Genomic DNA, 26,288 nt, shown 5'->3' on the forward strand with positions numbered 1-26,288 from the left:
GAGGCTGCGATCTTTTGATCTTTATTCAGGGAGTTCGACGAGACCATCGACATCGGTCATCGCCCGCTCCAGCAAATCCGCCGGCAAGCTCTTGCTCGCCCGGGCGCCGAGCAATTTCAGCTGCTCACTGCGACTGACCAGATTACCGCGTCCTTCTGTCAGCTTGTTGCGCGCTGAGCTGTAGGCTTTGTCCAGCTGCTGCAGGCGATTGCCGACCTCATCCAGATCCTGAATGAACAGCACGAACTTGTCGTACAGCCACCCGGCGCGCTCGGCGATTTCCCGGGCGTTCTGGCTCTGGCGCTCCTGCTTCCACAGACTGTCAATCACCCGCAACGTCGCCAACAAGGTGGTCGGGCTGACGATCACGATGTTGCGGTCGAAGGCTTCCTGAAACAGCGATGGCTCAGCCTGCAAGGCTGCCGAAAATGCGGCCTCGATCGGCACGAAGAGCAAAACGAAATCGAGGCTGTGCAGGCCTTCAAGACGTTTGTAATCCTTGCCGGCCAGGCCTTTGACGTGATTGCGCAACGACAATACATGCTGCTTGATCGCGATCTGCCCGAGGCTGTCGTCGTCGGCTGCAACGTACTGCTGATAGGCGGTGAGACTCACCTTGGAGTCCACCACGACTTGCTTGTCGCCGGGCAGGTAAATGATCACGTCAGGCTGGAAGCGCTCGCCATCCGGGCCTTTGAGGTTGACCTGGGTCTGGTATTCGCGGCCCTTCTCCAGACCGGCGTGTTCGAGCACGCGCTCAAGAATCAGCTCGCCCCAGTTGCCTTGGGTTTTCTGGCCTTTGAGGGCGCGGGTGAGGTTGGTGGCTTCGTCRCTCAGGCGCAGATTGAGCGCCTGCAAGCGTTCCAGTTCCTTGGCCAGCGAGAAGCGCTCGCGGGCCTCGGCCTGATAACTTTCTTCCACCCGTTTTTCGAAGGACTGGATGCGCTCCTTGAGCGGATCAAGCAACTGCCCGAGCCGCTGCTGACTGGTCTCGGCAAAGCGCTGCTCGCGCTCATCGAAAATCTTCCCGGCCAGTTCGGCAAACTGCGCACGCAGTTCATCGCGCGAGCCTTGCAGGTCGCTGAGGCGTTGCTGGTGGCTTTCCTGTTGCTCGCGCAGTTCGGCGTTCAGTGAAGCGGCTTGTGCGTCGAGGCGGCGCAGCTCAGCTTCCTTGTTCGCGCGCTCGAGGTTCCAGGCGTGGGAGGCATCGCGGGCGTCATCACGCTCGATCTGCAGCAGCTCGACTTCCCGGCGCAGCGCTGCCAGATCAGCTTGCTTGGCGGCGTTGGCCTGGCCGAGATCGGCGACTTCATCGCGACTGGCGTCGAGCTGCGCGTTGAGTCCGTCCTGCGCCAGTTGCGCCATGGCCAGCCGCTCTTCGAGCAAGGCGACCTCGGCCTGGCCGTTACTCGCCCGGCGTTGCAGTTGCCAGGCCAGCGCCAGCAGTGGCAATCCCGCCCCTGCAAGCCCCAGCAATACGCTGGTCAAGTCCATCGCCATAGCCACTCCCGCCGATCTTATAAAGCCTGAAGGTTAACCAAGGTGTCAGGTCTTGGACAGCTCAGTCTTCGAGCAGACCGAGTTCCTGTTGCGCACGACGGTCACCGGCACGAGCGGCCTGACGCAGCAGATCCTGACCGATGCGACGATCCCGGGCGTTACCGCACTCACGGCACATCAACTGACCGAGACGGCTTTGCGCAGCCACCACGCCTTCACGCGCCGGTTGTTTGAGCAGGCGCCCTGCGATGTGCTTGGCATTATGACTGTCGCTCAGGCGCGGGCTGTCGAGCAGCCATTCTGCGACGCGAACGGAAAATCGCTTGGGCGGGGTAACAGGAGAAGGTTGTGAGGTAACAGAGTCTGATACTGAGCGAAACTTCATAAAGCACTGTGGGACGAATCGGAAGGCGCGCCACTCTACTCTCTTTTTCTTACAGGTAAAGTCGAAAAACAACCCGGCACGCCCGTCCTAGAGCAAGCGCTCGGGACAATCCACAGAAGCTGTGGATAACTCAGTGGACAACCGCCCTCCAACCGCCGCAAAGCCTTATGGAATGGGGCTCGCAGTCAAACTGACGATTTTTTCACCAACAAAAAAAAGCGATGTTTTTCATTGACTTAAACTTTCGATGCAGGCAGCCAGTGGAGTCAGGATTGGTATGACAGTGCCGTTACAGCTTGCGCAACTAATGTGCACAAGTACCTGTTACCCGGTTATATCGATGCGCTTTTTCGGGTCGTTTTGCTAACCGGTCTGGGGATAAACCGGCCTGGCACGCGGCTTGATGAACAAATCTTCACCGACCGACGGTCAAGCGCTGCGCCAAATGCGGGCAATTCTGCGCCCCCCAAAGCAGACTCAATCGGCCTCTGCAATGTTTTTCTACTCGAAGTTTGCTTTACCCGTTTCGATCCGTTAGTATCCGCGGCGTTAGTACCAAGCTGAAAGTCAATTCCGGTCGAACACATCCCCACGGTCTGCCTTCTTCCAAGAAGCCCTACCGAAAAAAGCGGGAACGACCCCTCGATGGTTTCCAGGTAAATCTTGCGACAACACAGCCTTCCAATGACGTGAAGGGTGTTGCGAAGAACACTTACTCTGACCGAACCAACCTGCAAATTGATCAGGATCTTCACCCCGGGCCCAGAACCTTTGCCCTCGTTGTGATGCCTGCCCTCCTAAGTACCTACCTGCCAGCCCAAGCGCGCCAACTTAATAGCGCTTCAAACTGGCTGCTTTGTTCCAGTCGGGTTCTTCGTTCGACCAATGGTGGTCGACGTTACTGGAACGTTTTAACGTTGCACGGTTCTTATCCGTGTCATTTGTAGGAACACCTAATAACTATGTCTACTCAAATCCATACTCAGGATGCCATTCGCACCCTAACCAACGCTTTTGCACCAATGAACTGCCTGATCATGGCCGCTCGCAAAGGCTGCTTCAGCTTCACACTGGTCAACGAACACGGTATCGCCCGCCACAGCGAGCGTCTGTACCCCGATCAGTACTCCAGCGCTGAACCGCTGCAGGCCGTGATCGATCGTACCCGTCAGGCACTGATTGCCTGAGAGCCGAAAAGGCTGCAAAAGCAAAAGCCCCGCACACAATGCGGGGCTTTTTATTGCCTGATGTTTCGCTTTTACCCCTCAGTGGCTAAGCACCATCGGATATAACGGATATTCCCCGCAGCGGGAAATATTTTAAAAACAGTCCTTTACGTCGCGAATATGACACTACACTTCAACTCAAGCGGCGTGATCCGCTTGCGGCGAGCCTGAACCGATCCACAGCTGCCAAGCCCCCCCTTCAGGACTCGCCATTAATAACAAGAACCGAGGGTGTTATGGGTATCGCTGCCAGCGAACTGTGCCGCTACGTGATCCGTCCTACGCTGATTTATCTGGGACGCCACAGCGCAACTGCCGAATCTCTGCTGCTGGGTATCGCCGCCAGCCAGTCTGCCCTGGGTTCCGCCCTCCATGACCGCCGTGGCCACGGCCTCTACCGTATCGCCGAGCATCGCCATCAGGCCCTTTGGGATGACTATCTGGCGCTCGATCCGGAACGTGCCAGCCTGGTTCGCGGCCTCGCCAGTCAGCATGCTTTTCTGACCGGCCCGCACCTGGAACTGACGGTCAATCTGCGCTACGCCACGGCCATTGCCTGGCTGCTGGTAGAAGAACAAAACCCCACCCTCCCCGACTCCAACGATTTGCTGGGAATGGCGCGTATCTGGCGTCAGACCTTTCAACCCCAAGGTCGTCTGCGCGACTTCACTTACGCTTGGCACACCTGTGTTTCAACGGTGAATCAGATCGCTTGCTGATCCGTCCGGTTTCAGAAGATCGGCCAACAGGTCGCGAATCTGGTCGGATTGTCCTACAAAACCGCTCTAACTCAAGGCATACGGACTATAGCGCTGGGACGAAAATGTTGGTAATTTTCGCCCCGGTGATCATCAGGAGTTCTAATAATGAAAAAAGTCATGCTCAAAACCACCCTTAGCCTCGCCGTTACCATGGCATCCACACAGATCTTCGCAGCTGGCTTTGCCATCAACGAACACAGTATCAGCGGGATGGGCACCGGTTACGCTGGACGATCTTCTTCTGCCGACGACGCAAGCACTGTTTATGGCAACCCTGCCGGCATGTCGCGCCTCAAGCGCGAACAAGTCACTGGCGGTGTTGCATTCCTTGATGCAAAAACCGATATCAGCGATGCCAGCTCCAGCCCTAACGGCGGCAGCAACAAAGGCGACATGGTGCCCTTCACCTCCGTACCTATGGGCTTCTACGTCAAACCGATCGATGATCATTGGGCATTCGGCCTCGGCGTCTACGTGCCGTTTGGCCTGATTACCGACTATGAAAAAGGCTTTGCCGGCCGTTACTTCGGTAGCAAGTCCGAAGTACAAGTGATCACCTTCCAGCCAACCGTCAGTTACGCCTTCAACGACAAGGTGTCGATCGGTTTTGGTCCAACCATCAACCGCATCGACGGTACGCTGGAATCCAACCTGTCGATCACTCAGGCCGCGCCGGATGGCAAGGTCAAGATCAAGGGTGACGACACCGCGCTGGGCTACAACATCGGTGTGCTGGTACAAGCCACTGACACCACGCGTCTGGGTCTGACTTACCACTCGAAAGTCGACTACAAGCTCGAAGGCAACACCAAGGTCAACTACGGTGTGCTCGGTGCGATCGGTCTGGGCGCCAACCAGAAGTACGATGCTTCGCTGAAGATCACCACGCCTGAATCCATCGACTTCTCGGTCACCCAGGCGATCAACGATCGCTGGAACGTGTATGCCGGTTCGACCTGGACCCGCTGGAGCCAGCTGGAAAAAATCACCGTCAAGAACTCTGGTGTGCAGCCTTTGCTCGCCGGTCAGTTCGGTGAGATCACCGAAGACCAGAACTGGCACGACTCCTGGGCGTACGCCGTGGGTACTTCGTATCAGTTGAACAAGGAATGGGTACTGCGTACCGGTCTGACCTTCGACCAGTCGCCGACCAACAACGTCGACCGTTCGCCACGCATCCCGACCGGCGACCGGACCATCTTCAGCATCGGTGCCGGCTGGAGCCCGACTGAAGACCTGACCATCGACGTTGCCTACTCGTACCTGAAGGAAGAGTCGGTGAAGATCCGCAACGAAAACGATCGTGGTCAGACCTACGACGCCAAGTATGAAAACTCGGCAAACGGTTTCGGTGTCGGCGCGACCTACCGCTTCTGATGCTGCACGGCGAGGCTAACCCTCGCCGACAAAAAAGCCCCGCTCTCTTTGCAGAAAGCGGGGCTTTTTATTGCCTTGAGTTTACTCACCACCACAACACACTTCCCAGGCTCGCTCCCACAAAAAACAGCGCTAAGGTTTCAGCGGTTTCGAGGCGATAGCCTTCTCGATCGCGGCGATAAACTCCGGATCATCCGGCTTGGTCAGACTGGAAAAATTGGCGATCACCTTGCCTTGGCGATCAACCACATATTTATAGAAATTCCATTTCGGCGCACTGCTCTGTGCTGCCAGCACTTGGAACAGATGCGTAGCGTCATCACCACGAACCTTTTGTGGCTCGGTCATATTGAACGTCACGCCATAGTTGGCGTAGCAGACCTTGGCAGTCTCGGCGCTGTCCTTGGACTCCTGTTTGAAGTCGTTGGAAGGCACCCCGAGCATTTGCAAACCTTGCCCTTCGTAGCGCTTATGCAGCGCCTCAAGACCTTCGAACTGCGGCGCAAAACCGCAGAAACTGGCAGTGTTGACCACCACCAGCGGCTTGTCGGCGTATTGCTGGCACAGATCAATGGATTCCTTGGCTCGCAACTTGGGTAGCGAGCCTTGCAGCAATTCGGGACAGTCGGCAGCCTGGGCCAGACCAGTCAACGCCATCAGCAACGCGGGAACAGCACACCAGCGCATCAGCATGTCGAGCATCCTTGAGCAGTCGTTCAGGATTCGACGTTACTCGTCATGCCCGCTTCTAGCAAATGCTCATGCCCAACTGCATCAAGGCCAGGCCGCCCTGCTGCCAGCCCCACCACACCAGCGCCAGCACAGCGGCGCCGAGTGCCGTGATGGCCAATCGTCGCCAGAATCGGCTCATGCGGCGCTCGCTGCGGCTTGCAGGCGTGCGACCGGACGCTCACGCACCGGCCAGTTCAGCGCGGCTGCCAGCAGGCTCAGCAGAACCGCCACTTGCCAGATCAAGTCATAACTCCCGGTTCGGTCATACACCACCCCGCCCAGCCAGCCGCCAAGAAACGATCCCAACTGATGGAAGAGGAACACGATGCCACCGAGCATGGACAGGTTTCGCACTCCGAACAAGGTCGCCACCGTACCGTTGGTCAACGGCACCGTCGACAGCCACAGGAAACCCATGGCCATGCCAAACAGGTACGCCGACGTGGTCGTCACCGGCAGCCACAGGAACAACACGATCACCACTGCGCGCAGCAGATACAACGCGGTGAGCAAGCGCGGCTTGGACATGCGTCCGCCAAGCCAGCCGGCGGTGTAGGTGCCGAAGATATTGAACAGCCCGATCAACGCCAGCACCGTGGTGCCGACACTGGCCGGCAGATGCTGATCGACCAGATAGGCCGGCAAGTGCACACCGATGAACACCACCTGAAAACCGCAAACGAAAAAACCAAACGCCAGCAGCCAGAACCCGGAATGCGAGCAAGCTTCGCGCAACGCTTCGGACAGGGTTTGTTCATGGCCAAGCACCGGCAGCGGCTTGTCCTTGAGCATGCTCACCAGCGGCACGATCAGCGCCACCAGCAAGCCCAATACCAACAACGCCGCCGACCAGCCGAGCCAGCCAATCAAGCCGAGGGTACCCGGCAACATGGCGAACTGGCCGAAAGAACCGGCGGCGCTGGCGATACCCATGCCCATGCTGCGTTTTTCCGGCGGCACCGCGCGGCCGACGACGCCGAGGATCACCGAGAACGAGGTGCCGGACAGACCAATGCCGATCAGCAGGCCGGCGCTCAGTGATAGCGTTACCGCCGAATCAGACAGGCCCATGCACACCAGACCCACCGCGTAGAGCACCCCACCGACGAGCACCACTTTTGCCGCGCCGAAGCGGTCAGCCAATGCACCGGTAAACGGTTGCGCCAGACCCCAGATCAGGTTCTGCAGGGCGATCGCGAAAGCAAACACCTCACGTCCCCAGCCGAATTGCGCACTCATCGGTGACAGGAACAACCCGAAGCCGTGCCGCACGCCCAATGACAGCGCCAGGATCAGCGCACTCCCCAGCAACACCCAACCGCACGTACGCCACATCGATGTCATTGTTATTCTCCGCTTGCGGGTATATACCCGCTTGAGTTTGGAAAAAACCGGCCTCAGGCCAGTTCATCCAGCAATCTGAGCAAGGTTTCACGCTTCTCGGCGCCCAGTCGGTCAATCAACCGCTGCTGCGCTGCTTCCCAGGCCGGCAGTGCCGCTGCCAGGCGTTGCACGCCGGTCTCGGTGAGTTTGACGATACGGTTGCGCATGTCCTCGCCTTCGGCCAGCGCCACCAGCCCCTCGCCTTCCAATACCCGCAGATTGCGCCCGAGGGTGCTGCGATCCAGGCCCATCGCCTCGGCGAGTTCGGAAATGCTCGGTTGATCCAGACGCTGCAGATTGCACAGCAAAGAATACTGGGCAACGTTGATCCCGAAGCCGTCGAGAGCGCCGTCGTAATGCCTGCTGACGCCACGAGCGGCGCGACGCAGGTTGGTGCACAAACACTGAGAAGGAAGCATGATGCGTGTATATACCCGCGACTATGTTAAATCAAGTTACAGATGAGTTTACCCATAACATTTGTGCTGCCTGACAAACCGCCTTCGCGAGCAGGCTCACTCCTACATTTGCAATGCGATCCCCTGTGGGAGCGAGCCTGCTCGCGAAGAGGCCAGCACAGACAATCCAAAACTGTCAGATCAAAACCAATCCAACCAACACCACCATCTCCAGCAATTCCAGCAACGCCCCCGCCGTATCGCCCGTCGTCCCGCCCAACCGCCGCATCATCACCTGCCGCAACCAGACAAACACACCGACAGCGATCATCAGCGCAACGACGGCACTGAATCCGGCAATCAGCACGCAGACTAATGCGCTGAAGCCCAGTACCCGCCACCCGGCCTTGCGCGGCAAATGATCCGCCAACGCTTGCCCCAACCCACCCGCACGTACATACGGCGTCGTCAGAAACAACCCCAACAGCGCCGCCCGCCCGAGCAGCGGCACAATGATCAACACCAGCCCATGCCCTTGCTCGATCAGCGCCAGCAGTGCAGCAAACTTGAGCAGCAACACCAGCACCAGCGTCACTACCGCAATCGGCCCGCTGCGCGGGTCTTTCATGATCGTCAACGTACGCTCGCGATCACCAAAACCGCCGAGCCAGGCATCAGCGCTGTCGGCCAGACCATCCAGGTGAAGTGCGCCGCTGAGCACCACCCAAACCGTCAGCAGCAACGCCGCATGCAGCAGCAACGGCGCGCCGCTCAAGGCAAGATTCAGCACCCACAGGATCAGCCCGAACAACAGCCCCACCAGCGGATAAAACAGCAACGATCGCCCAAGCTGTTCCGGCTCGGGCATCCCCGACAGGCGAATCGGCAGGCTGCTGAGAAATTGCAGGGCGATCCACAGCGGCAACATGTCAGTGACCTTCCTTGAGTGAACCGTCAACCTCGACCGTCAGCGCAAACATTGCGCCATGCCCGACCTCGACATTGAGCAGTTGTTCGCGTGGCAACCCTCGCGCTTGCGCCAACAGCAGACGCATCACGCCGCCATGACTGATCAGCAAAATCCGCTCACCGGCGTACGCAGTGTGCAGGCGCGCAACCGCTGCCAACACCCGAGCCGCAAACGCGCTGACCGGCTCACCTTGCGGTGGCGTAAAGGAATACGGATCAGCCCAGAACAGCCCCAAGGCCTCGGCGTCCGTTTCCATCAACGCCGCTGCGCTCTGCCCTTCCCATGCGCCGAAATGCAGCTCCTGCAGATTCTTGTCCAGCTGCACCGGAAGACTCAGCTGTTCGCCCAGTTCGGCGGCGAAGCGCGCACAACGCTGCAACGGCGAACTGACAATCCGCTGCCACGGCCCGCCTTCGACTACCGCCGCACGCATCTGCGCCCAACCCTGTTCGGTCAGCGCATCGTCGAGGCTGCCGCGCAAACCACCGCCGAGTTCAGTTTCACCATGACGCAACAGATCCAGTTGCAGGGTCATGCCGGACGATCCGCCACCGCCGCTTCGGCGAACGTCGCCATCTGCCCGTGCAGATCGCAGGCAAGACGCAACAACGGCACCGCCAACGCGGCGCCACTGCCCTCACCCAGACGCAGACCGAGTTCCAGCAACGGCTCAGCTTTCAGCGTTTCCAGCACATGGCGATGGCCCGGCTCGGCGCCCCGGTGACCGAACAACAACCACTCGCGGCAGTCCGGATTCAAGCGCACCGCAACCAGCGCAGCGACCGTGCAGATAAAGCCGTCGACCAATACTGCAACGCCTTCTTGAGCCGCCGCCAGATACGCGCCGACCAGCGCCGCAATTTCAAAACCACCAAGATTGAACAGGGTCTGCAAGGCATCGCCAGGTTGCGCGACGTGCAACGCCAATGCGCGCTCGATCACTTGCGCTTTATGGCTGACACCTTCGGCATTCAGCCCGGTGCCGGGACCGGTCAGATGTGCCACCGGGCAATCGAGCAAGGCACAGGCCAAGGCGCTGGCGGCGGTGGTGTTGCCGATGCCCATTTCGCCACCGATGAACAACTGTGCGCCTGCGGCTTTCGCCCGCATCAGACTGTCGCGACCGGCCTGCAACGCCAGCTCGCCTTGAGCCTGAGTCATCGCCGCGCCCCGCACGAAGTTGGCCGTGCCCGGGCCGATATTCAAGTGGCGCACACCCGCCAGGTTCAGCGCTGGATTCACCGTGCCCAGATCAACCACTTCCAGCTGCGCACCGAGCTGCCGCGCCAACACACTGATCGCCGCACCGCCGCTGACAAAGTTGAGCAGCATCTGCCCGGTGACTTCCTGAGGGAACGCCGAAACACCTTCAGCGACTACGCCGTGATCACCGGCAAAAATCGCAATCCAGACCTGCGCCAGCGTCGGTTTGACCTGGCCTTGCAGACCGGCCAGTTGCACCGCGACCGATTCCAGACGCCCCAGCGAACCTGCCGGTTTGGTCAGTTGCTGTTGCCGCGCCGTCGCTTGTTCAACGACGTTCAGATCGACCGGTTTGCACGGGTTCAGCCACCAGGTTTGAGTCATAACGCAGGTCCTTTCAGAGTCAGGGGCAGGCCGGCGACGGTCAGGACAACACGCTGACAGCGCTCAGCCAGAGCTTGATGCAGCCAACCGGCTTCATCGACGTAGCGGCGAGTCAATTCGCCCAGCGGCACGACACCCATTCCGGTCTCGTTGCTGACAAAAATGATTTCCCCCGGCAGCAAGGCCAGGCAGTCGAGCAGGGCTTCGCGCTCAGCGGCGAGACGTTCGGCGTCATCGAGCATCAGCAGATTGGTCAGCCACAGGGTCAGGCAATCGACCAGCAGGCAACGCTCGGCGCTGGCGGATTCGCGCAGGACGCGGGCCAATTCGAGCGGCTCTTCGATCAGCGCCCATTCGATGGGACGGCGCGCGCGGTGGTGGGCGACGCGGTCGCTCATCTCGCCATCGAGGGGCTGGCTGGTGGCGATATAGGTCACCGCCAGGCCGCTATCGCTGGCGAGTTTTTCGGCCAGACGACTTTTGCCGGAGCGGGCGCCGCCGAGGATCAGTTGGAGCATGGTTTTATCCACAGAATTATGGGTTGAGGCAACTGGCCCCTTCGCGAGCAAGCTCGCTCCCAAAGGGTTATGAGTTGTACTCAAAATGTATGGTTAACCGCATTCACTGTGGGAGCGAGCTTGCTCGCGAAGAGGCCAGCACAAGCACCTTAAATCCCACAGAGCTGACGCAACAAGCCGGTATCCAGATGCTTCTCCACCAGATCCGCCAAGCGCTCGATATCACGCTCGCGCAAGCCGTGATAATCCACCTGCTGCACATCGCTCAACCCGGCCCAGCGCAGCAACGCTGCACTCGCCGTCGGCGATTCAAACAAGCCATGTAGATACGTGCCAAACACCTGCCCATCAGCGCTCTGCGCACCGTCGCAACGGCCGTCTTCAAGATGCACCGCTGCGTTCTCCAGCGCCGCTCCCGTGGTCACGCCCGCATGAATTTCATAGCCACTGACTTCGGCATTTTCCAGCGCCAGCCGCCCACGCACATTGCGCAACTGCTTCTCGGCTTCAAGCGTGGTGTCGAACGCCAGCAAACCCAAACCGGCACTCGTACCCGGCGCACCTTCGAGGCCGAGCGGATCATGCACCTGCTCACCGAGCATCTGCAGACCACCGCAAATCCCCAGCACTTTGCCGCCGTAACGCAGATGCCGATTGATCGCGGTATCCCAGCCATTGGCACGCAGATAGGCCAGATCGCTGCGCACGCTTTTCGAGCCCGGCAGGATGATCAGATCGGCAGCAGGGATCGCCTGCCCCGGGCCGACGAATTGCAGATCAACCTGCGGATGCAAGCGCAACGGATCGAAGTCAGTGTGATTGCTGATGCGCGGCAGCACCGGCACCACCACTTTCAGCACTTGTTCGGCCTTGTCGGTCTGGCGCTGATCGATGCCGTCCTCGGCCTCCAGATGCAGATCCATCACGTAGGGCAACACGCCGACCACCGGTTTGCCGGTGCGCTGTTCCAGCCAGTCAAGGCCCGGTTGCAGCAAAGCGATGTCGCCGCGAAAACGGTTGATGATGAAACCTTTGATCCGTGCCTGTTCGCTCGGCGACAGCAGCTCAAGGGTGCCAACCAGATGGGCAAAAACCCCGCCGCGATTGATGTCGGCAATCAGCAACACCGGGCAATCCACCGCTTCGGCAAAACCCATGTTGGCGATATCACCGGCACGCAGATTGATCTCGGCCGGTGAGCCCGCGCCTTCGACCATCACCAGCGGATACGCGGCACTGAGTCGTTCATGCGAGGCCAGCACGGCTTGCATCGCGATGGCTTTGTAGTCGTGGTAGGCAACCGCGTTCATCGTGGTGACGGCACGACCATGGATGATCACTTGCGCGCCAGTGTCGCTGTTCGGCTTGAGCAGCACCGGGTTCATGTCAGTGTGCGGTTCGAGATGAGCAGCTTGCGCCTGCACCGCTTGCGCACGGCCAATCTCACCGCCATCAGCGGTCACGGCACTGTTGAGCGCCATGTTCTGCGGCTTGAATGGTACGACCGCCACGCCCTGACGAGTTGCCCAGCGGCACAACGCCGTCACCAGTGTGCTTTTGCCGGCGTCGGAAGTGGTGCCTTGCACCATCAGGGTGGTCATGGGTGGTCCTTGGTGAAGGCTATCAAAGCCTGTTCGAGGCGCGTCTCTTCAGTCGCATCGGCGGGCAGACCAAAACGCAGACTGCTGTTGTGGGTAAATATGCGCAGGAGGATGCCGCGACGGGCCATGAATGCGTGCAGCGTTTCGGCATGCTCGGTGATCAGCCACTGGAACAGCGCGCAACCGCCCTGGGGCTTGAAGCCGTAGCGCTCAAGCAGCGTTGCCAATCGTTCGCTGGCCTCATCGCTGCGAATGCGTTGGCGGGTGTGACCTTCGGTGTCTTGCAGGCACGCCTGGCCAAGCACTCGGGTTGGCCCGCTCACGGCCCAAGGCCCGACCTGTTCGGCGAGCAGTTTGAGCAACTTGCGTTCGGCCAGGACAAAGCCCAGACGCACCCCGGCCAGACCGAAAAACTTGCCGAACGAACGCAACACGATCAGCCCGACTTGATGCGCATGCGGGGCCAGGCTCAACTGCGGCGTGTTGTCCATGAAGGCTTCATCGACCACCAGCCAGCCACCGCGCCGGGCGAGCCGCGCGTGCCAGTCGAGCAATCGTGCCGGGGTCAGGCTCAAGCCGGTCGGATTGTTAGGGTTGACCACCACCAGCACGTCGAGGCTGTCGAGAAAGAATTCGACTTCCTGCTCCAGCACTTCGCGCACGATGTAACCACTGCGCCGCCACGCTTCGGCGTGTTCGGCATAACACGGCGACAACACGCCGACCTTGCCGGCCCGGCGCAAACGCGGCAGCAACTGGATGGCCATCTGCGAACCGGCCACCGGCAGCACTTGCGCGGCACCGTAGTAATCGCACGCGGCTTGCTCCAGACCGTCATCGGTTTCCGGCAAGCGCGCCCAGGCGCGCAGCGGGATTTCCGGGATCGGAAATGGCCACGGCGCGAGGCCGCTGGACAGGTCGAGCCAGTCCGCCTCGGCAATGCCGTAATCGTGTGCAGCCTTGCGCAGCCGGCCACCGTGCTCAAGCATAGAATTCAGCCCCCACGCAGAGAATCAGCAGCCATAACCATACCCCGCGCTGGACCAATTGCCAGCCACGGTCGATGGAATCGGCATCCGCTGGAGCGCCTTCGCCGAGTTGCGGACGGTCGTGAAGTTCGCCGTGATAGATCGCCGGGCCGCCCAGCTCCACGCCCAAGGCACCGGCCCCGGCAGCCATTACCGGGCCAGCGTTGGGGCTGTCCCACTTCGGCGCCTGCGCGCGCCAGCACTTCAGCGCGAGTCGGGTTTTACCCAGCAGCGCGTAGGTTAATGCCACCAGACGCGCAGGAATGTAGTTCAACACGTCGTCGATTTTTGCCGCTGCCCAACCGAAACGCTCAAAGCGTTCGTTGCGATAGCCCCACATCGCATCGAGCGTGTTGCTCAAGCGATAGAGGACCACGCCCGGCGCACCCGCCACGACAAACCAGAACAGCGCGGCAAACACCGCATCGCTGCCGTTTTCCAGCACCGACTCGGTGGCGGCGCGGGCGACGGCGGTGCTGTCGAGTTCATCGGTCTGGCGGCTGACCAGATAGCCGACACGCTTGCGCGCCTCGTCCAGATCATCCGCGCGCAACGCGGCGGCGACCGGCGCGACATGTTCACCGAGGCTGCGCATGCCGAGGGCGCAATACAGCGCGAGAATCTCGACGACCCAGCCCACGTATGGCGCCCAGGAAAACGCCGTGGCGAGCAAGGTCAGCGGCAGCACCGCGATCACCCACGCAGTGACCCCATGGCTGCGCCAACCCCGGCCACCAGCGTTGAAGCGTTGCTCGATGCGCCCGGCGAAATTGCCGAACGCCACCAGCGGATGCCAGCGTTTCGGTTCACCCAACAGCGCATCCAGCGCCACTGCGGCGACACTCAACAACGCCACACTCATTGACTCACTCCCCAATAATTTTCGTACAGCAACTCATTGAGCGGCCGCGCCTGCGCCCACCCTTCGAGTACCAGCATCGGCGCCGGATAGAATTCCTTGACCGGCCCCAGGCATAAAACCGCCAGTGGCTTGGCACCCTCGGGCAGCTTCAGCAGATCCGCCAACGCTTGCGGCTCGAACAGCGAGACCCAGCCCATGCCCAGGCCTTCGGCGCGCGAGGCCAGCCACAGATTCTGGATCGCGCAGGACAGCGAGGCCATGTCCATTTCCGGCAATGTACGGCGACCGAAAATGTGCTTTTCGCGATTATCCATCAACGCGGCGACCAGCACTTCGGCGCAATCATTGATGCCTTCGACCTTGAGCTTCATGAACTCGTCACTGCGCTCGCCGAGGGCTTCGGCTGTGCGGATGCGTTCTTCTTCCACCAGATTCTGGATCTGCCCGCGCAGGCTGCGGTCGCTGATGCGGATGAAACGCCAGGGCTGCATCAGGCCGACGCTTGGGGCCTGGTGGGCGGCTTCCAGTAGTCGGCGCAACAGCTCCGGTTCGACGCTGCCGCCGGTGAAGTGGCGCATGTCGCGGCGTTCGGCAATGACACGGTAAACCGATTGGCGCTCGGCTTCGGAGAATGTGTTGTCGGTCATGGCCTCTTCGCGAGCAAGCTCGCTCCCACAGGGGATTGCATTGCTTCAGTCACCACCGTTTCAACTGTGGGAGCGGCCTCACGGTCTGGTGCAAACAATGCGGCAATCGCACTCGGATTCGACGGGAAATAGAAGTGCACATAAGACGCCGTCATCCGCCCTTCCCGATAAACCGCCTCGGCGCCACGCCCACCATTCGGGCTCAAACCCCGCGCAATCGGCGCCAGTTCGGTAGTCGTCAACGAATGATGATATGTGTGCCCGCGCAACGAACCTTCCGGCAGATCCACCGCTTGCAACGCCAACGCCGCCAGACGCTTCTGCATCACCGCATCGCCCTTAAGCAGCCCGACCAATTCAGCGCGGGTGCCTTCAACGTCAGTCAACGAATCGAGCAGGTACAGCATCCCACCACACTCGGCGAGCAACGGCTTACCCGCCGCGTGATGCGCGCGAATCGCCTCACACATCGCGGTGTTCTGCGACAACGCAACGTGGTGCAGTTCCGGATACCCACCGGGCAAATACAGGCTGTCCGCTTCAGGCAATTGCGAGTCGCGGATCGGCGAGAAGAAACTCAACTCGGCGCCCATCGCCCGCAACAGATCGAGACTCGCGCCGTAGGTGAAAGCAAACGCTTCATCACGGGCGACGGCAATTCGCATATTCTTCAGCAACGGCTCGACAGCGATCACGTCCGGTGCGGCAAACTCCACCGCCGGTGGCAGCGCTACCTCGCAACTGCTGGCCAATGCGTCGGCGGCGGCGTCGAGACGCACATCGAGGTCATTCAATTCACTGGCCTGGACCAGACCGAGATGGCGGCTCGGCAATTCGATGCCAGTTTCTCGGGACAACGCGCCGTACCAGCGCAGACCTTCGGTGAGGCTGCCTTCGAGCAATTGCGCATGGCGCAAGGTGCCAACGCGGTTGGCCAACACACCGGCAAACGGCAGATCTGGCTGATACTTGGCCAAGCCGAGCGCCAGCGCACCAAAGGTCTGCGCCATCGCCGTCCCATCAATCACCCCGAGCACCGGCACGCCGAAGTGCCGCGCCAGATCGGCGCTGGACGGCGTGCCGTCGAACAGGCCCATCACGCCTTCAATCAGAATCAGATCCGCCTCGGCGGCGGCTTCCCACAACAGACGACGACTTTCCTGCTCGCCGACCATCCACATGTCCAGTTGATACACCGGCGCACCGCTGGCGCGCTCGAGAATCATCGGATCGAGAAAGTCCGGCCCGCATTTGAACACGCGCACCTTGCGCCCCTGATTGCGATGCAAACGGGCGAGCGCGGCGGTGACGGTGGTCTTGCCCTGACCGGAGGCCGGCGCGGCGATGAGTACCGCCGGGCAGTGACGTGGTTGATTCAAAGTTCGACGCCTTTCTGCGCTTTGATGCCGGCCTGGAAGGCATGTTTGAGCATGCCCATTTCGGTGACCGTGTCGCCCATCTCAATCATTTCCGGCTTGGCCGCGCGACCGGTGACGATCACATGCTGCATCGGCGGACGCGCCTGCAGATCGCTGAGCACCTGATCGAGATCGAGGTAGCCGTGCTTGAGGGCGATGTTCAATTCGTCGAGCACCACCAGACCGATCGACGGATCACGCAGCAATTCGCGGGAGACCGCCCACGCGGCTTCGGCGGCGGCGATGTCACGCTGACGATCCTGGGTTTCCCAAGTGAAACCTTCGCCCATCACGTGGAAGCGCACTTGCTCGGGGAAGCGTCGGAAGAACAACTCCTCACCGGTGCTGTTACGGCCCTTGATGAACTGCACCACGCCGCACTGCATGCCGTGGCCCATGGCACGGGCGAGCATGCCGAACGCCGAGCTGCTTTTGCCTTTGCCGTTGCCGGTCAGCACCAGCACCAGGCCACACTCGTCAGGCGAGTTGGCGATGCGTTCGTCGATCACGGCTTTTTTGCGCTGCATACGCGCCAGATGGCGTTCGTCGCGCTCGGGGGAATCAGTCATGGGGGAGCTCTCCGTTGAGGCTGGATAACGGCGGGCAGGCACAAGAATAGACGGCAAAAAGCCTGGCATCGCCCACCGTGATGCCGCTGGATGGATCAGGCCGGTCTCCGGGCTCATGAGCGGCGCATGCCTGACTGCGCGCCTTCCCGCTTCTTTCGAGGCAGTGGCTCAAGGCGCAGTTTTCACTCATTTACCGTTGCGGGGGCAGCGCCGGGATCGTGGTGGTTCTTCGTGCGAAGACAACCCTCACCGGCTTCCCTGTTTCACTCTGTCGACGCAGGTCACAGAGCACCTGAAACAAGCCGCGAAGGTTAGAGGGTTGGGGGTGGAGCGTCAATTAAAGAGGCGGCCATCGGGCGAATAACTGCCGCCGATCACTTATCTGCCGCCAATCTTGTGCCACACTGATACAAATGATATCAAAGAGCCATGCTTTTCTCGAAAAGCCCACTACAACAATAAAGGATGATGACGATGCAAGGCATGATCATCAGCAACCCGCGCCTGGAATTCCTGCGCCCGGTGCTTGAACGCTGGTTTGACTGTATCGACCGCTACAACGCCGTGCGCGGCGACAGCGACACCCCTTACTGGCATGACGAGAAAGCCAATCTCGGATTGCTCTCGGCCGCAGCTTGGATGGCTGAGCTGGTCACTTTGAACGAGACTGCCACGCGCAAGCAGAACGAAGAAGGCGAGCGCAATGCCCGCGCCGATCTGTTTCTCGCCGGCGCCGAAGACCGCGCCTTTATCCAGGCCACTCAGCGCTGGCCAAAGGTTACCAACCTGAATCTGACTCAAGCCCTGCTGGACATCACCAACGACGCCAAACGCATCAGCTACGCCAGCGACCTCAAGCTCGGCTGCCTGTTTGTCGCGCCACAAAAAGCCCAGCACAGCGCCAGCCCCGAAGAACTGCAGGACATGGTCGACGACCTGCAAAAGGAACACACCTGCGCGGTCGCCTGGTATTTCCCCTACGCCTACCGCAAATTGCGCAGCGAAGCCGGCAACTATCACCCGGGCATCGCCGTGCTGTTCAAGGAAGCCCGCGGCTGAGCAGTGGAACCATCGGGCTTGCTCCCTCCTCTATGATTAGGAATGCATTCATAGGGAAGATCAGCAATGCGCAAGCCCCAGCTCGTTTTTGTCATCGCCTTCGCCGGAGGGCTCGCCGCCTGCGGTGAATCCTCCAGCCTGCAAGTCACCGACGGCACCGGCCCGTCACCCAAGCTGCCCGAACCGAACAAGACCCTGATCCCGACGGTGAACATCGCCCCGGCAATCGGCTGGCCCGAGGGCGGCAAACCGACTGCGGCGGCTGGCACCCAGGTCGCGGCATTTGCCGAAGGCCTCGATCATCCGCGCTGGCTCTATGTGCTGCCCAACGGCGATGTGCTCGTGGCGGAAACCAATGCCCCGCCGAAGCCTGATGACAGCAGTGGCATTCGTGGCTGGGTAATGAAGAAGGTCATGGGCAAGGCCGGCGCTGGCGTGCCGAGTCCGAACCGCATCACCTTGCTGCGTGACGCCGATCATGATGGCGTCGCCGAGACCCGCACGGTGTTTCTGCAGAACCTCAACTCGCCGTTCGGCATGACCCTGGTCGGCAACGATCTGTACGTCGCCGATACCGATCGCCTGCTGCGCTTCAACTACGAACCCGGCGCGACCGAGATCAAATCGCAGCCAATCAAGGTAGCCGATCTGCCGGGCGGGACACTGAATCACCACTGGACCAAAAACGTCATTGCCAGCAAGGACGGCAGCAAGCTGTACGTCACCGTAGGTTCGAACAGCAACGTCGGCGAAAACGGCCTGGACAAGGAAGAAGGTCGCGCGGCGATCTGGGAAGTTGATCGGGCGACCGGCAATCACCGCATTTTTGCCTCAGGCATCCGCAACCCCAATGGCCTGGCGTGGGAGCCCACCAGCGGCGCACTGTGGACAGCGGTGAATGAGCGCGACGAGATCGGCAGTGATCTGGTGCCGGACTACATCACTTCCGTGAAAGACGGTGGGTTTTATGGCTGGCCTTTCAGTTATTACGGTCAGCATGTCGATGTGCGTGTTACGCCGCAGAACCCGGACCTGGTGGCCAAAGCCATCGCCCCGGATTACGCGGTCGGGCCGCACACCGCCTCACTGGGCCTGAGCTTCGCCGAGGGCAACACGCTGCCGGCGCAGTTCAAGGAAGGCGCGTTTATTGGTCAGCACGGCTCATGGAATCGCAAACCGCACAGTGGCTACAAAGTGATTTTCGTGCCGTTTACCGGCGGCAAGCCGAGCGGCAAACCGATGGATGTGCTGACCGGGTTCCTCGACAAGGACGAGAATGCTTTGGGTCGGCCGGTAGGCGTGGTGATCGATCAGCAAGGTGGTTTGCTGGTGGCGGATGATGTTGGCAATAAGGTGTGGCGAGTGTCGGCCAGCAAATAATTTTCGCCATGCACAAACAACTGTAGGAGTGAGCCTGCTCGCGATAGCGGTCKAWCATTCAACATTGATGTTGAATGTGACACCGTCATCGCGAGCAGGCTCACTCCTACACATTAGCTTTTAGGCAACTTGAATTACGGGTTATGCGCCAGATGCTCCGGCTGCAATACCCGCTTGGCACTCAGATAAGCTTTCTGCCAGTACGTCTTCGACAGGCTGTCCAGCTTCACCGTGCCGCCCGTGGCCGGCGCATGCACGAAGCGCCCTTCCCCGACGTAAATCCCTGCATGACTGACCTGCGAGCCGCCATTGGTGGCGAAGAAGATCAGGTCGCCGGTCTGCAAGCCTTCCTTGCCGACATTCGGCGCCTGCATGACGATCATCTCGCGCGTGGAGCGCGGCAGCGAAATCCCCGCCGCATCACGATAGACAAAACCGATCAACCCGCTGCAATCAAATCCCGAATCCGGCGTGTTGCCGCCCCAGCGATACGGCGTACCCACCAGGCCGAGCGCGCGAAACAACACGTCTTCAGCAGCCGGCGAGAAAGCTTGCGAAGGACCGAATACGACCGGAGCGCGAACCACCGGAGCAGGTGGCGGCGTACGACTGGCGCAGGCGCTGAGCAGCGCTGCGAAGAACATCAACGTGAGGCGGGCCGACATCGTCATAAGCAGAACATCCTGATCTGGCTGCGGCTTTTTCTGCCGATGGACAGAAAACAAAACCGCCTGCGTGAGCACGCAGGCGGTTTGCCATCAATATAGATACAGGATTCTAGCGGCTACGCGGCAAACTTCAAGTAAGACTTTAACTTCACCTTGTAAAGTCTACGTCTACTCCGTTACCGGAAGCCTGATTGTCGCCGCGAACGCAGCGACAACAGTGGATTACTTGCGAGCAGTGACTACAGTCGGAGCGTTGGCCAGAGCGCGTTTCGCTTCGATGAAGGTCTTGCTCCAGTAGCTGTCACCCAGGCTGTCGATGCGAACACCGCCGCTGCGACGACTGCTGGAGTGGATGAACTGGTTGTCACCGAGGTAGATCCCGGCGTGACTGACACGACCGCGACGACCGTTGGTGGCGAAGAACAGCAGATCGCCCGGCTCAAGGTTGCTGCGCGAGACCAGCGGCGCATCGACGTTGATCATTTCGCGGGTCGAGCGCGGCAGGTTCATGCCAGCTTCTTCGCGGAACAGATAGCCGATGAAACCGCTGCAATCGAAACCGGCTTCAGAGGTACCACCGAAACGGTAACGGGTACCGATCAGGGACATGCCGCGTTCAAGGATGCTGTCGGCCAGAACAGGAAGCTGATAAGGCTTCTTGCCATTGAATTCGTTGAGCTCTTTTTCGGTGTCCAGCTCTTCCTGGTAAATAACGGAAGACTGAGCCGTGGCAGAACTTTTAACCTGTTGAGGCTGCTCTTGAACTGGAGAATGAGCAGCGCAACCGTACAACAGGGTGACGAGTGCGAGAGGCACGAGGGGTGCGAAGCGCTTTAGCATGGGCACGACCGTGGCTGATAGTTGTAAAGAAGCCGAGACTATGCCCGCTATCAGCCTCATTTGCAAATTCAATCGATCTTTTTGTGACTTCCCGGTTTCTCGTTTACATCTAAGCGCTTAAGCCCATTTGAACCGATACGCGGCCTGCGCACCTCGCAGGAAAGCGGATTTTCTGGCGCCTGAAATATGCCGAAACACGCTGAAAGCCGCGCCGTTACCAGCCTAGCGTTTCTTTCAGGAAGGGAATGGTCAGCTTGCGTTGAGCCTGCAACGAGGCCTGATCGAGCTGTTCAAGCAAGTCAAACAGCGCACTCATGCTGCGAGTGCCGCGAGTCAAAATAAAATGCCCGACTTCGTCAGTCAGGTGCAGACCGCGACGCGACGCGCGCAATTGCAAGGCGCGCAATTTGTCTTCATCGGAGAGCGGACGCATCTGAAAAATCAGCGCCAGGGTCAGGCGGGATTTCAAGTCAGCCAGTTTGACCGGCAATTCACGCGGAGAGGTGGAGGCGGCAATCAGCAAGCGCCGACCGCTGTCACGCAGACGATTGAACAGATGAAACATCGCCTCTTCCCAGTCAGCCTTGCCGGCAATCACTTGCAAGTCGTCCAGGCAAACCAACTCGTACTGTTCAAGGTTGTCGAGGATTTCAACGCCGCGGTCCATCAACTCGGCCAACGGCAAATACACAGCCGGCTCACCCATCTGCTCGAAGCGCAAGCATGCGGCCTGCAACAGATGCGTCCGCCCTACGCCGTGTTTGCCCCACAGGTAGATCAGGCTTTCTGTCCAGCCGGCGTCGGCTTCGCATAGACGCTCGACATAGCCGAGTGCAGCGGCATTGGCGCCTGGGTAGTAGTTGATGAAGGTGGCGTCGTCACGCAGACGCACACCTAGGGGCAGCTGAATCGGTTTCATGCTGACTGAACAGTTCTCAAGGAACCGTTAGTGGCCTCTGTGTAAAGTTTGCGAAGTTTATACCCGTGAAGCTGAGCGCACAATGCGACAGAGTCCAAGCAAAATCAAAGGTTTGCGTTAACACGCTGGTTTTATGACAGATTCTTTGGCGCCAGCGCCTGCAGGACACGGGCCAACCCGGCTAATCGCCGGGCCGCCCTGCACCATTACAACTCCGGCTCGTCCACACCGCTATAGATCTCGGAATCCTTGTACAAGTCGTGCACATGACGCACCAGCACCATGATCACCGCCGCCACCGGCAAGGCCAACAGCACACCGGTGAAACCGAACAGCTCGCCGCCAGCCAGAATCGCGAAGATCACCGCCACCGGGTGCAGACCAATACGATCACCCACCAGCAACGGGGTCAACACCATGCCCTCAAGCGCCTGACCAACCATGAACACCGCGACGATCCCGACCATCGGGTACAGATCACCACCGAACTGGAACAACCCGGCAATCAGCGCTGCGCCAATGCCGATCACGAAGCCCATGTACGGCACGATCGCCGCCAGCCCCGCGATCAGGCCGATCAACAGCCCCAGTTCCAGACCGACAATCATCAGGCCTGCCGCATAAATCACACCCAGCGCCAGCATCACCAGCAACTGACCACGAACGAACGCGCCCAGCACCTCATGACATTCGCCAGCCAGAGCGACTACACGCTCTTCACGATCACGCGGCAACAGGCTGCGGATCTTGGCCATCATCACGTCCCAGTCGCGCAGCAGGTAGAAACTCACCACCGGGATCAGCACCAGATTGGCCAGCCAGCCGATCAGCGCCAGACTGGAGGCCGTTGCCTGACTCAGCACCACGCCGACAATGTCGGTGGTCTGACCCATGTGCTCGCTGATCGCGGCCTTGACCTTATCGAACTTCCAGAAACCGTCCGACAACCCCAGCTTCGACTGCGCCCACGGCACAGCTGTGTGCTGCAACCAGTCGAGCATCTGCGGTGCCAGTTCGTACAGACGCAGCAACTGCTTGGCGAGCATCGGCACCAGCACCAGCATCAGTGCGGTGACGATCAGCGTGAACAACGCAAACACCGCGATCACGCCCCAGGTTCGCGACAGCCCGAGTTTTTCCAGTCGATCCACCAACGGATCGAACAGATAAGCCAGTAGCAGCGCCACCAGAAACGGCGTGAGGATCGGGTGCAGCAACCACACAAACGCGCAAAGCAGGACTACCCCACCGAGCCAGAACCAACGCCGCGTATCGGCCATGTACCACTCCTGTTGCTTCTATATAAGGAAAGACTTACCAGCGAAACCGCAACGACGGTGCTGCCGGGGTCGGGGCTGGCGCCGCGACAGGTGCTGCACCACCAGCCACTGGCTGTGGCGCCGCCACTGGAACCGGGGCTTCGGCGGGCAACTCCTGCAACTTCGCCAGCGACAACTGCGCGCGCATTTGATCGGCGCTGCCATTGACCCGATAAACGATGCGATCACCATCAACACTTTGCAGACGCACGCCAAACGGCTCGAGTAACCGCAACAGCGCCGCGTAATGTTCAAGATTCATGCCTTGGACTTCCAGGGTCTGCTGACCCGAAGCGCCGGGCTTGGCCACAAATCGTGGCGCCAGACGTTCAGCCACCGCCAGCATCACCGCATCAGCGACAGCGGCCTGATCGGCACCCTGCACACTGCCCGCCTCTTTCTGGTCGCCCAGCCACAAGTGCCACTTGGCCTGCCATTGCCCGCCTTCTTCGCGGGCATGCACCGCCAGCAAGGCGTCAGCGTTGTAGCGCTCGGAGGCGCCGCGCAACGGTGCCGGATCGGTGCCTTCCAGCGCTGGCGCCGTGGCAACCAGTTGCTCGCTCAAGTCCGCCAACGGCAAACGCAATGGCAAGCCGCGATGCTGAGCGGCGGTACGCAACGGCGCGGCAGCGGCCTGACCGTCACCGACCAGGCTAGAACCTTCGGCCGAATCATTCAGCCACCAGCTCAGAATCGACGGCCGACTGGCGCCCCACAACGACAGGCCGGCCCGACGCAGCGCCTGCTCGGTGGTCGCCGGATCGAAATCGACCTTCAGCACCTCCGGCGGCCCGGCATCGAAACCGAACTGACTGATAATTTGCTGCGGATCCTTGCGAATCGCCGCCAGCCCCGGGTTTTGCGCAGCTTTCGGATCGCCCGTCAAACGCAGCACCAACGTGTCGAGCGCCGCCTGCGTGGCGCGATCACGTTCTTCCGGCGCCTGGCCATTGACCGGCTCACGCACTTGATAAAGGCCTTTGAGATTTTCGGCGTGACTCGCCAGGCTGAGCAGAGACAAACAACCCACAAACAACAATTTACAAAAACGCATGGAAAATTCCCGTCGACAGGAGCGGCTGGAACAGGCCGCGTGAACCGGTTAAGCAAGGCTGTGACAATCTGCCATCGCAAAACATTCACACGGTAGCGGTAAGTTTTTGCACAGTGATAACGATAGACGGTTAATCGCCACACCTTATACAGGCGTTCATACGGCTCAATTGCAAAAAATTTCCGCTGATATGGCCCTGCCCGTCGGTGCGAGGATGGCCGCTGCCCCTCAAGCCTGATAAAATCGCGCGCCTTCGCAGACCGGCAACAGCCGGGCACCTCGAAACTCGCGTGAGGCCATCGCCCCGTCGATTTCGAAGTTCCCGCTGAACTCGGTCGTTACCCCTGAATCCCCTCCCCTAAAGGCCTGGATCATGAGCAAGCAACCCTCCCTGAGCTACAAGGACGCCGGTGTAGACATCGACGCCGGTGAAGCATTGGTCGAACGCATCAAGAGCGTCGCCAAGCGCACTGCGCGCCCGGAAGTCATGGGCGGCCTGGGCGGTTTCGGCGCCCTCTGCGAAATCCCGGCCGGCTACAAGCAGCCAGTACTGGTTTCCGGCACCGACGGCGTCGGCACCAAGCTGCGTCTGGCGCTGAACCTGAACAAGCACGACAGCATCGGTATCGACCTGGTTGCCATGTGCGTCAACGACCTCGTCGTTTGCGGCGCTGAGCCACTGTTCTTCCTCGACTACTACGCCACCGGCAAATTGAATGTCGACACCGCTGCCCAGGTGGTAACCGGCATCGGCGCTGGCTGCGAACTGTCGGGTTGCTCGCTGGTTGGCGGCGAAACCGCTGAAATGCCAGGCATGTACGAAGGCGAAGACTACGACCTGGCCGGCTTCTGCGTCGGCGTCGTGGAAAAATCGGAAATCATCGACGGCTCGAAAGTCGCCACTGGTGATGCGCTGATCGCTCTGCCATCGTCCGGCCCGCACTCCAACGGCTACTCGCTGATCCGCAAGATCATCGAAGTCTCCGGTGCCGACATCGAAAACATCCAGCTCGACGGCAAACCGCTGACCGATCTGCTGATGGCCCCGACCCGCATCTACGTGAAGCCGCTGCTCAAGCTGATCAAAGACACCGGCGCCGTCAAAGCCATGGCCCACATCACCGGTGGCGGCCTGCTCGACAACATCCCGCGCGTACTGCCAAAAGGCGCTCAGGCGGTGGTTGACGTGGCTAGCTGGACTCGCCCTGCCGTGTTCGACTGGCTGCAGGAAAAAGGCAACGTTGACGAAACCGAGATGCACCGCGTGCTGAACTGCGGCGTTGGCATGGTCATCTGCGTGGCTCAAGAGCACGTTGAAGTAGCCCTGAAAACCCTGCGTGACGCCGGCGAACAGCCTTGGGTCATTGGTCAGATCGCTGCTGCTGCCGAAGGCGCTGCCCAGGTTGATCTGCAGAACCTTAAGGCTCATTAATGTCCGCAACCTGTGATGTCGTGGTGCTGTTGTCCGGCACCGGCAGTAACTTGCAGGCTCTGATCGACAGCACGCGGACCGGCGACAGCCCGGTCCGCATCGCTGCAGTGATTTCCAATCGCGCCGATGCCTACGGCCTGCAACGCGCCAGTGCTGCGGGTATCGCCACCCGCGCGCTGGATCACAAGGCATTCGAAGGTCGCGAGGCCTTCGATGCTGCCCTGATCGAACTGATCGACGAATTCAAACCGAAACTTGTGGTGCTGGCCGGCTTCATGCGCATTCTCAGCGCTGATTTCGTTCGCCACTATCAGGGTCGCCTGCTCAACATCCACCCGTCGCTGCTGCCCAAATACAAAGGGTTACACACTCATCAGCGCGCGCTGGAGGCCGGTGACACTGAGCACGGCTGCTCCGTGCACTTCGTCACCGAGGAACTCGATGGCGGACCACTGGTCGTACAGGCAGTATTACCGGTAGAGTTGCACGACACGCCGCAGAGTCTGGCGCAGCGAGTCCACGTTCAGGAACACCTGATTTATCCGATGGCAGTGCGCTGGTTTGCAGAAGGCAGACTGGCACTCGGTGAACACGGTGCTTTACTGGACGGGCAGTTACTCGCGGCCAGCGGCCACTTGATTCGAAACTAGGAGAT

The 26,288-nt window shown here is 60.2% G+C and carries 28 protein-coding genes and 1 riboswitch; of the genes, 7 read left to right on the top strand and 21 right to left on the bottom strand.

Annotated features, from left to right (window positions below; all coding sequences use genetic code 11):
• Positions 1-21: 21 nt before the first annotated feature.
• Both AC1DVF_RS10965 and AC1DVF_RS10970 read right to left on the bottom strand, forming a co-directional pair.
• Positions 22-1,386: a DNA recombination protein RmuC gene (locus tag AC1DVF_RS10965; RefSeq protein ID WP_176470067.1), complete on the bottom strand. Its 1,365-nt coding sequence runs from the start codon at positions 1,384-1,386 to the stop codon at positions 22-24.
• Positions 1,387-1,561: 175 nt separating this feature from the next.
• Positions 1,562-1,885 (bottom strand): SEL1-like repeat protein, encoded by a 324-nt coding sequence (locus tag AC1DVF_RS10970; protein ID WP_093440078.1) that lies wholly within the window; start codon positions 1,883-1,885, stop codon positions 1,562-1,564.
• Between the two features lie 962 nt (positions 1,886-2,847).
• Here AC1DVF_RS10970 and AC1DVF_RS10975 point away from each other — a divergent pair.
• The 3 genes from AC1DVF_RS10975 to AC1DVF_RS10985 all read left to right on the top strand — a co-directional run bounded on the left by AC1DVF_RS10975 (position 2,848) and on the right by AC1DVF_RS10985 (position 5,249).
• Entirely contained in the window at positions 2,848-3,072 is a 225-nt protein-coding gene (locus AC1DVF_RS10975; RefSeq protein ID WP_034156218.1) for a hypothetical protein, read from the top strand.
• 275 nt (positions 3,073-3,347) lie between these two features.
• The gene (locus tag AC1DVF_RS10980; protein ID WP_093440074.1) at positions 3,348-3,830 is read left to right on the top strand and encodes a hypothetical protein; all 483 of its coding nucleotides are present in this window, start codon (positions 3,348-3,350) and stop codon (positions 3,828-3,830) included.
• A gap of 147 nt (positions 3,831-3,977) precedes the next feature.
• Positions 3,978-5,249, top strand: a complete 1,272-nt coding sequence (locus AC1DVF_RS10985) for an OmpP1/FadL family transporter (protein WP_034156220.1) — start codon at positions 3,978-3,980, stop codon at positions 5,247-5,249.
• Positions 5,250-5,381: 132 nt separating this feature from the next.
• Here AC1DVF_RS10985 and AC1DVF_RS10990 read toward each other — a convergent pair whose 3' ends face one another.
• From AC1DVF_RS10990 to cobO, 14 genes are all read right to left on the bottom strand, one after another.
• Positions 5,382-5,942 (bottom strand): glutathione peroxidase, encoded by a 561-nt coding sequence (locus AC1DVF_RS10990; protein ID WP_414926784.1) that lies wholly within the window; start codon positions 5,940-5,942, stop codon positions 5,382-5,384.
• Positions 5,943-5,997: 55 nt separating this feature from the next.
• Positions 5,998-6,120 (bottom strand): hypothetical protein, encoded by a 123-nt coding sequence (locus AC1DVF_RS10995; protein ID WP_256573964.1) that lies wholly within the window; start codon positions 6,118-6,120, stop codon positions 5,998-6,000.
• Complete coding sequence (locus tag AC1DVF_RS11000; protein WP_093440060.1) at positions 6,117-7,325, bottom strand: MFS transporter; 1,209 nt, start codon at positions 7,323-7,325, stop codon at positions 6,117-6,119. The genes AC1DVF_RS10995 and AC1DVF_RS11000 overlap by 4 nt, the downstream gene beginning before the upstream one ends.
• A gap of 53 nt (positions 7,326-7,378) precedes the next feature.
• Positions 7,379-7,783, bottom strand: a complete 405-nt coding sequence (locus AC1DVF_RS11005) for a MarR family winged helix-turn-helix transcriptional regulator (RefSeq protein WP_007919794.1) — start codon at positions 7,781-7,783, stop codon at positions 7,379-7,381.
• Positions 7,784-7,958: 175 nt separating this feature from the next.
• The gene (locus tag AC1DVF_RS11010) at positions 7,959-8,690 is read right to left on the bottom strand and encodes an adenosylcobinamide-GDP ribazoletransferase (protein ID WP_477782457.1); all 732 of its coding nucleotides are present in this window, start codon (positions 8,688-8,690) and stop codon (positions 7,959-7,961) included.
• 1 nt (position 8,691) lies between these two features.
• Positions 8,692-9,267, bottom strand: coding sequence for an alpha-ribazole phosphatase family protein (cobC, locus tag AC1DVF_RS11015; RefSeq protein ID WP_460090224.1), 576 nt, complete (start codon positions 9,265-9,267; stop codon positions 8,692-8,694).
• A complete protein-coding gene (gene cobT, locus AC1DVF_RS11020; protein WP_477782458.1) occupies positions 9,264-10,319 on the bottom strand; it encodes a nicotinate-nucleotide--dimethylbenzimidazole phosphoribosyltransferase in 1,056 nt (351 codons plus the stop codon). The genes cobC and cobT overlap by 4 nt, the downstream gene beginning before the upstream one ends.
• Positions 10,316-10,837, bottom strand: a complete 522-nt coding sequence (gene cobU / locus AC1DVF_RS11025) for a bifunctional adenosylcobinamide kinase/adenosylcobinamide-phosphate guanylyltransferase (RefSeq protein ID WP_477782459.1) — start codon at positions 10,835-10,837, stop codon at positions 10,316-10,318. The genes cobT and cobU overlap by 4 nt, the downstream gene beginning before the upstream one ends.
• A gap of 149 nt (positions 10,838-10,986) precedes the next feature.
• Complete coding sequence (locus tag AC1DVF_RS11030) at positions 10,987-12,438, bottom strand: cobyric acid synthase (RefSeq protein ID WP_460090220.1); 1,452 nt, start codon at positions 12,436-12,438, stop codon at positions 10,987-10,989.
• On the bottom strand, positions 12,435-13,427 hold the full coding sequence (gene cobD / locus AC1DVF_RS11035; RefSeq protein ID WP_194934467.1) for a threonine-phosphate decarboxylase CobD: 993 nt from the start codon (positions 13,425-13,427) through the stop codon (positions 12,435-12,437). Before cobD ends, AC1DVF_RS11030 begins: the two co-directional genes overlap by 4 nt.
• Positions 13,420-14,328, bottom strand: a complete 909-nt coding sequence (gene cbiB / locus AC1DVF_RS11040) for an adenosylcobinamide-phosphate synthase CbiB (protein ID WP_093440029.1) — start codon at positions 14,326-14,328, stop codon at positions 13,420-13,422. The genes cobD and cbiB overlap by 8 nt, the downstream gene beginning before the upstream one ends.
• Entirely contained in the window at positions 14,325-14,975 is a 651-nt protein-coding gene (gene bluB / locus AC1DVF_RS11045; RefSeq protein WP_460127561.1) for a 5,6-dimethylbenzimidazole synthase, read from the bottom strand. Before bluB ends, cbiB begins: the two co-directional genes overlap by 4 nt.
• Entirely contained in the window at positions 14,972-16,354 is a 1,383-nt protein-coding gene (locus AC1DVF_RS11050) for a cobyrinic acid a,c-diamide synthase CobB (RefSeq protein WP_460127559.1), read from the bottom strand. The genes bluB and AC1DVF_RS11050 overlap by 4 nt, the downstream gene beginning before the upstream one ends.
• Positions 16,351-16,962 carry a cob(I)yrinic acid a,c-diamide adenosyltransferase gene (gene cobO, locus AC1DVF_RS11055; protein ID WP_003223053.1) on the bottom strand — a complete coding sequence of 204 codons (612 nt, stop codon included), beginning with the start codon at positions 16,960-16,962 and terminating at the stop codon, positions 16,351-16,353. The genes AC1DVF_RS11050 and cobO overlap by 4 nt, the downstream gene beginning before the upstream one ends.
• Before the next feature lie 81 nt (positions 16,963-17,043).
• Positions 17,044-17,273: riboswitch (cobalamin riboswitch) on the bottom strand.
• 163 nt (positions 17,274-17,436) lie between these two features.
• Between cobO and AC1DVF_RS11060 the strand changes: the two genes are divergently transcribed.
• Both AC1DVF_RS11060 and AC1DVF_RS11065 read left to right on the top strand, forming a co-directional pair.
• The gene (locus AC1DVF_RS11060; RefSeq protein WP_122597294.1) at positions 17,437-18,021 is read left to right on the top strand and encodes a hypothetical protein; all 585 of its coding nucleotides are present in this window, start codon (positions 17,437-17,439) and stop codon (positions 18,019-18,021) included.
• A gap of 66 nt (positions 18,022-18,087) precedes the next feature.
• Entirely contained in the window at positions 18,088-19,401 is a 1,314-nt protein-coding gene (locus AC1DVF_RS11065) for a PQQ-dependent sugar dehydrogenase (protein WP_093440013.1), read from the top strand.
• A 134-nt stretch (positions 19,402-19,535) separates the two neighbouring features.
• On the opposite strand, the gene AC1DVF_RS11070 is transcribed toward AC1DVF_RS11065, so the two are convergent.
• From AC1DVF_RS11070 to AC1DVF_RS11090, 5 genes are all read right to left on the bottom strand, one after another.
• Positions 19,536-20,072, bottom strand: a complete 537-nt coding sequence (locus AC1DVF_RS11070) for a C40 family peptidase (protein WP_477782460.1) — start codon at positions 20,070-20,072, stop codon at positions 19,536-19,538.
• Between the two features lie 219 nt (positions 20,073-20,291).
• Positions 20,292-20,909 (bottom strand): C40 family peptidase, encoded by a 618-nt coding sequence (locus tag AC1DVF_RS11075; RefSeq protein WP_460127553.1) that lies wholly within the window; start codon positions 20,907-20,909, stop codon positions 20,292-20,294.
• Between the two features lie 214 nt (positions 20,910-21,123).
• Positions 21,124-21,828, bottom strand: coding sequence for a DnaA regulatory inactivator Hda (gene hda, locus AC1DVF_RS11080; protein ID WP_007919828.1), 705 nt, complete (start codon positions 21,826-21,828; stop codon positions 21,124-21,126).
• 206 nt (positions 21,829-22,034) lie between these two features.
• Entirely contained in the window at positions 22,035-23,108 is a 1,074-nt protein-coding gene (locus AC1DVF_RS11085) for an AI-2E family transporter (protein WP_093440003.1), read from the bottom strand.
• A 34-nt stretch (positions 23,109-23,142) separates the two neighbouring features.
• Complete coding sequence (locus AC1DVF_RS11090) at positions 23,143-24,201, bottom strand: DUF2066 domain-containing protein (protein WP_414926774.1); 1,059 nt, start codon at positions 24,199-24,201, stop codon at positions 23,143-23,145.
• A gap of 373 nt (positions 24,202-24,574) precedes the next feature.
• Between AC1DVF_RS11090 and purM the strand changes: the two genes are divergently transcribed.
• Positions 24,575-25,633: a phosphoribosylformylglycinamidine cyclo-ligase gene (gene purM / locus AC1DVF_RS11095; protein ID WP_099758397.1), complete on the top strand. Its 1,059-nt coding sequence runs from the start codon at positions 24,575-24,577 to the stop codon at positions 25,631-25,633.
• Positions 25,633-26,283 (top strand): phosphoribosylglycinamide formyltransferase, encoded by a 651-nt coding sequence (purN, locus tag AC1DVF_RS11100; protein ID WP_093439988.1) that lies wholly within the window; start codon positions 25,633-25,635, stop codon positions 26,281-26,283. Before purM ends, purN begins: the two co-directional genes overlap by 1 nt.
• Positions 26,284-26,288: the final 5 nt, after the last annotated feature.

Source organism: Pseudomonas sp. P4_D7, from assembly GCF_056401755.1.

Excerpts from the sequence above, each read along its gene's own strand:
- AC1DVF_RS10980 (WP_093440074.1), top strand. The coding sequence starts at position 3,348 with ATGGGTATCGCTGCCAGCGAACTGTGCCGCTACGTGATCCGTCCTACG.
- AC1DVF_RS11005 (WP_007919794.1), bottom strand. The coding sequence starts at position 7,783 with ATGCTTCCTTCTCAGTGTTTGTGCACCAACCTGCGTCGCGCCGCTCGT.
- AC1DVF_RS11070 (WP_477782460.1), bottom strand. The coding sequence starts at position 20,072 with ATGACGATGTCGGCCCGCCTCACGTTGATGTTCTTCGCAGCGCTGCTC.
- AC1DVF_RS11060 (WP_122597294.1), top strand. The coding sequence starts at position 17,437 with ATGCAAGGCATGATCATCAGCAACCCGCGCCTGGAATTCCTGCGCCCG.
- AC1DVF_RS11000 (WP_093440060.1), bottom strand. The coding sequence starts at position 7,325 with ATGACATCGATGTGGCGTACGTGCGGTTGGGTGTTGCTGGGGAGTGCG.
- AC1DVF_RS10975 (WP_034156218.1), top strand. The coding sequence starts at position 2,848 with ATGTCTACTCAAATCCATACTCAGGATGCCATTCGCACCCTAACCAAC.
- cobC (WP_460090224.1), bottom strand. The coding sequence starts at position 9,267 with ATGACCCTGCAACTGGATCTGTTGCGTCATGGTGAAACTGAACTCGGC.
- AC1DVF_RS10995 (WP_256573964.1), bottom strand. The coding sequence starts at position 6,120 with ATGAGCCGATTCTGGCGACGATTGGCCATCACGGCACTCGGCGCCGCT.
- AC1DVF_RS11010 (WP_477782457.1), bottom strand. The coding sequence starts at position 8,690 with ATGTTGCCGCTGTGGATCGCCCTGCAATTTCTCAGCAGCCTGCCGATT.
- AC1DVF_RS10990 (WP_414926784.1), bottom strand. The coding sequence starts at position 5,942 with ATGCTGATGCGCTGGTGTGCTGTTCCCGCGTTGCTGATGGCGTTGACT.
- AC1DVF_RS10970 (WP_093440078.1), bottom strand. The coding sequence starts at position 1,885 with ATGAAGTTTCGCTCAGTATCAGACTCTGTTACCTCACAACCTTCTCCT.
- cobT (WP_477782458.1), bottom strand. The coding sequence starts at position 10,319 with ATGACTCAAACCTGGTGGCTGAACCCGTGCAAACCGGTCGATCTGAAC.
- purM (WP_099758397.1), top strand. The coding sequence starts at position 24,575 with ATGAGCAAGCAACCCTCCCTGAGCTACAAGGACGCCGGTGTAGACATC.
- purN (WP_093439988.1), top strand. The coding sequence starts at position 25,633 with ATGTCCGCAACCTGTGATGTCGTGGTGCTGTTGTCCGGCACCGGCAGT.
- AC1DVF_RS11030 (WP_460090220.1), bottom strand. The coding sequence starts at position 12,438 with ATGACCACCCTGATGGTGCAAGGCACCACTTCCGACGCCGGCAAAAGC.
- AC1DVF_RS11090 (WP_414926774.1), bottom strand. The coding sequence starts at position 24,201 with ATGCGTTTTTGTAAATTGTTGTTTGTGGGTTGTTTGTCTCTGCTCAGC.
- AC1DVF_RS11085 (WP_093440003.1), bottom strand. The coding sequence starts at position 23,108 with ATGGCCGATACGCGGCGTTGGTTCTGGCTCGGTGGGGTAGTCCTGCTT.
- cobD (WP_194934467.1), bottom strand. The coding sequence starts at position 13,427 with ATGCTTGAGCACGGTGGCCGGCTGCGCAAGGCTGCACACGATTACGGC.
- bluB (WP_460127561.1), bottom strand. The coding sequence starts at position 14,975 with ATGACCGACAACACATTCTCCGAAGCCGAGCGCCAATCGGTTTACCGT.
- hda (WP_007919828.1), bottom strand. The coding sequence starts at position 21,828 with ATGAAACCGATTCAGCTGCCCCTAGGTGTGCGTCTGCGTGACGACGCC.
- cbiB (WP_093440029.1), bottom strand. The coding sequence starts at position 14,328 with ATGAGTGTGGCGTTGTTGAGTGTCGCCGCAGTGGCGCTGGATGCGCTG.
- AC1DVF_RS10985 (WP_034156220.1), top strand. The coding sequence starts at position 3,978 with ATGAAAAAAGTCATGCTCAAAACCACCCTTAGCCTCGCCGTTACCATG.
- AC1DVF_RS11065 (WP_093440013.1), top strand. The coding sequence starts at position 18,088 with ATGCGCAAGCCCCAGCTCGTTTTTGTCATCGCCTTCGCCGGAGGGCTC.
- cobO (WP_003223053.1), bottom strand. The coding sequence starts at position 16,962 with ATGACTGATTCCCCCGAGCGCGACGAACGCCATCTGGCGCGTATGCAG.
- AC1DVF_RS11075 (WP_460127553.1), bottom strand. The coding sequence starts at position 20,909 with ATGCTAAAGCGCTTCGCACCCCTCGTGCCTCTCGCACTCGTCACCCTG.
- cobU (WP_477782459.1), bottom strand. The coding sequence starts at position 10,837 with ATGCTCCAACTGATCCTCGGCGGCGCCCGCTCCGGCAAAAGTCGTCTG.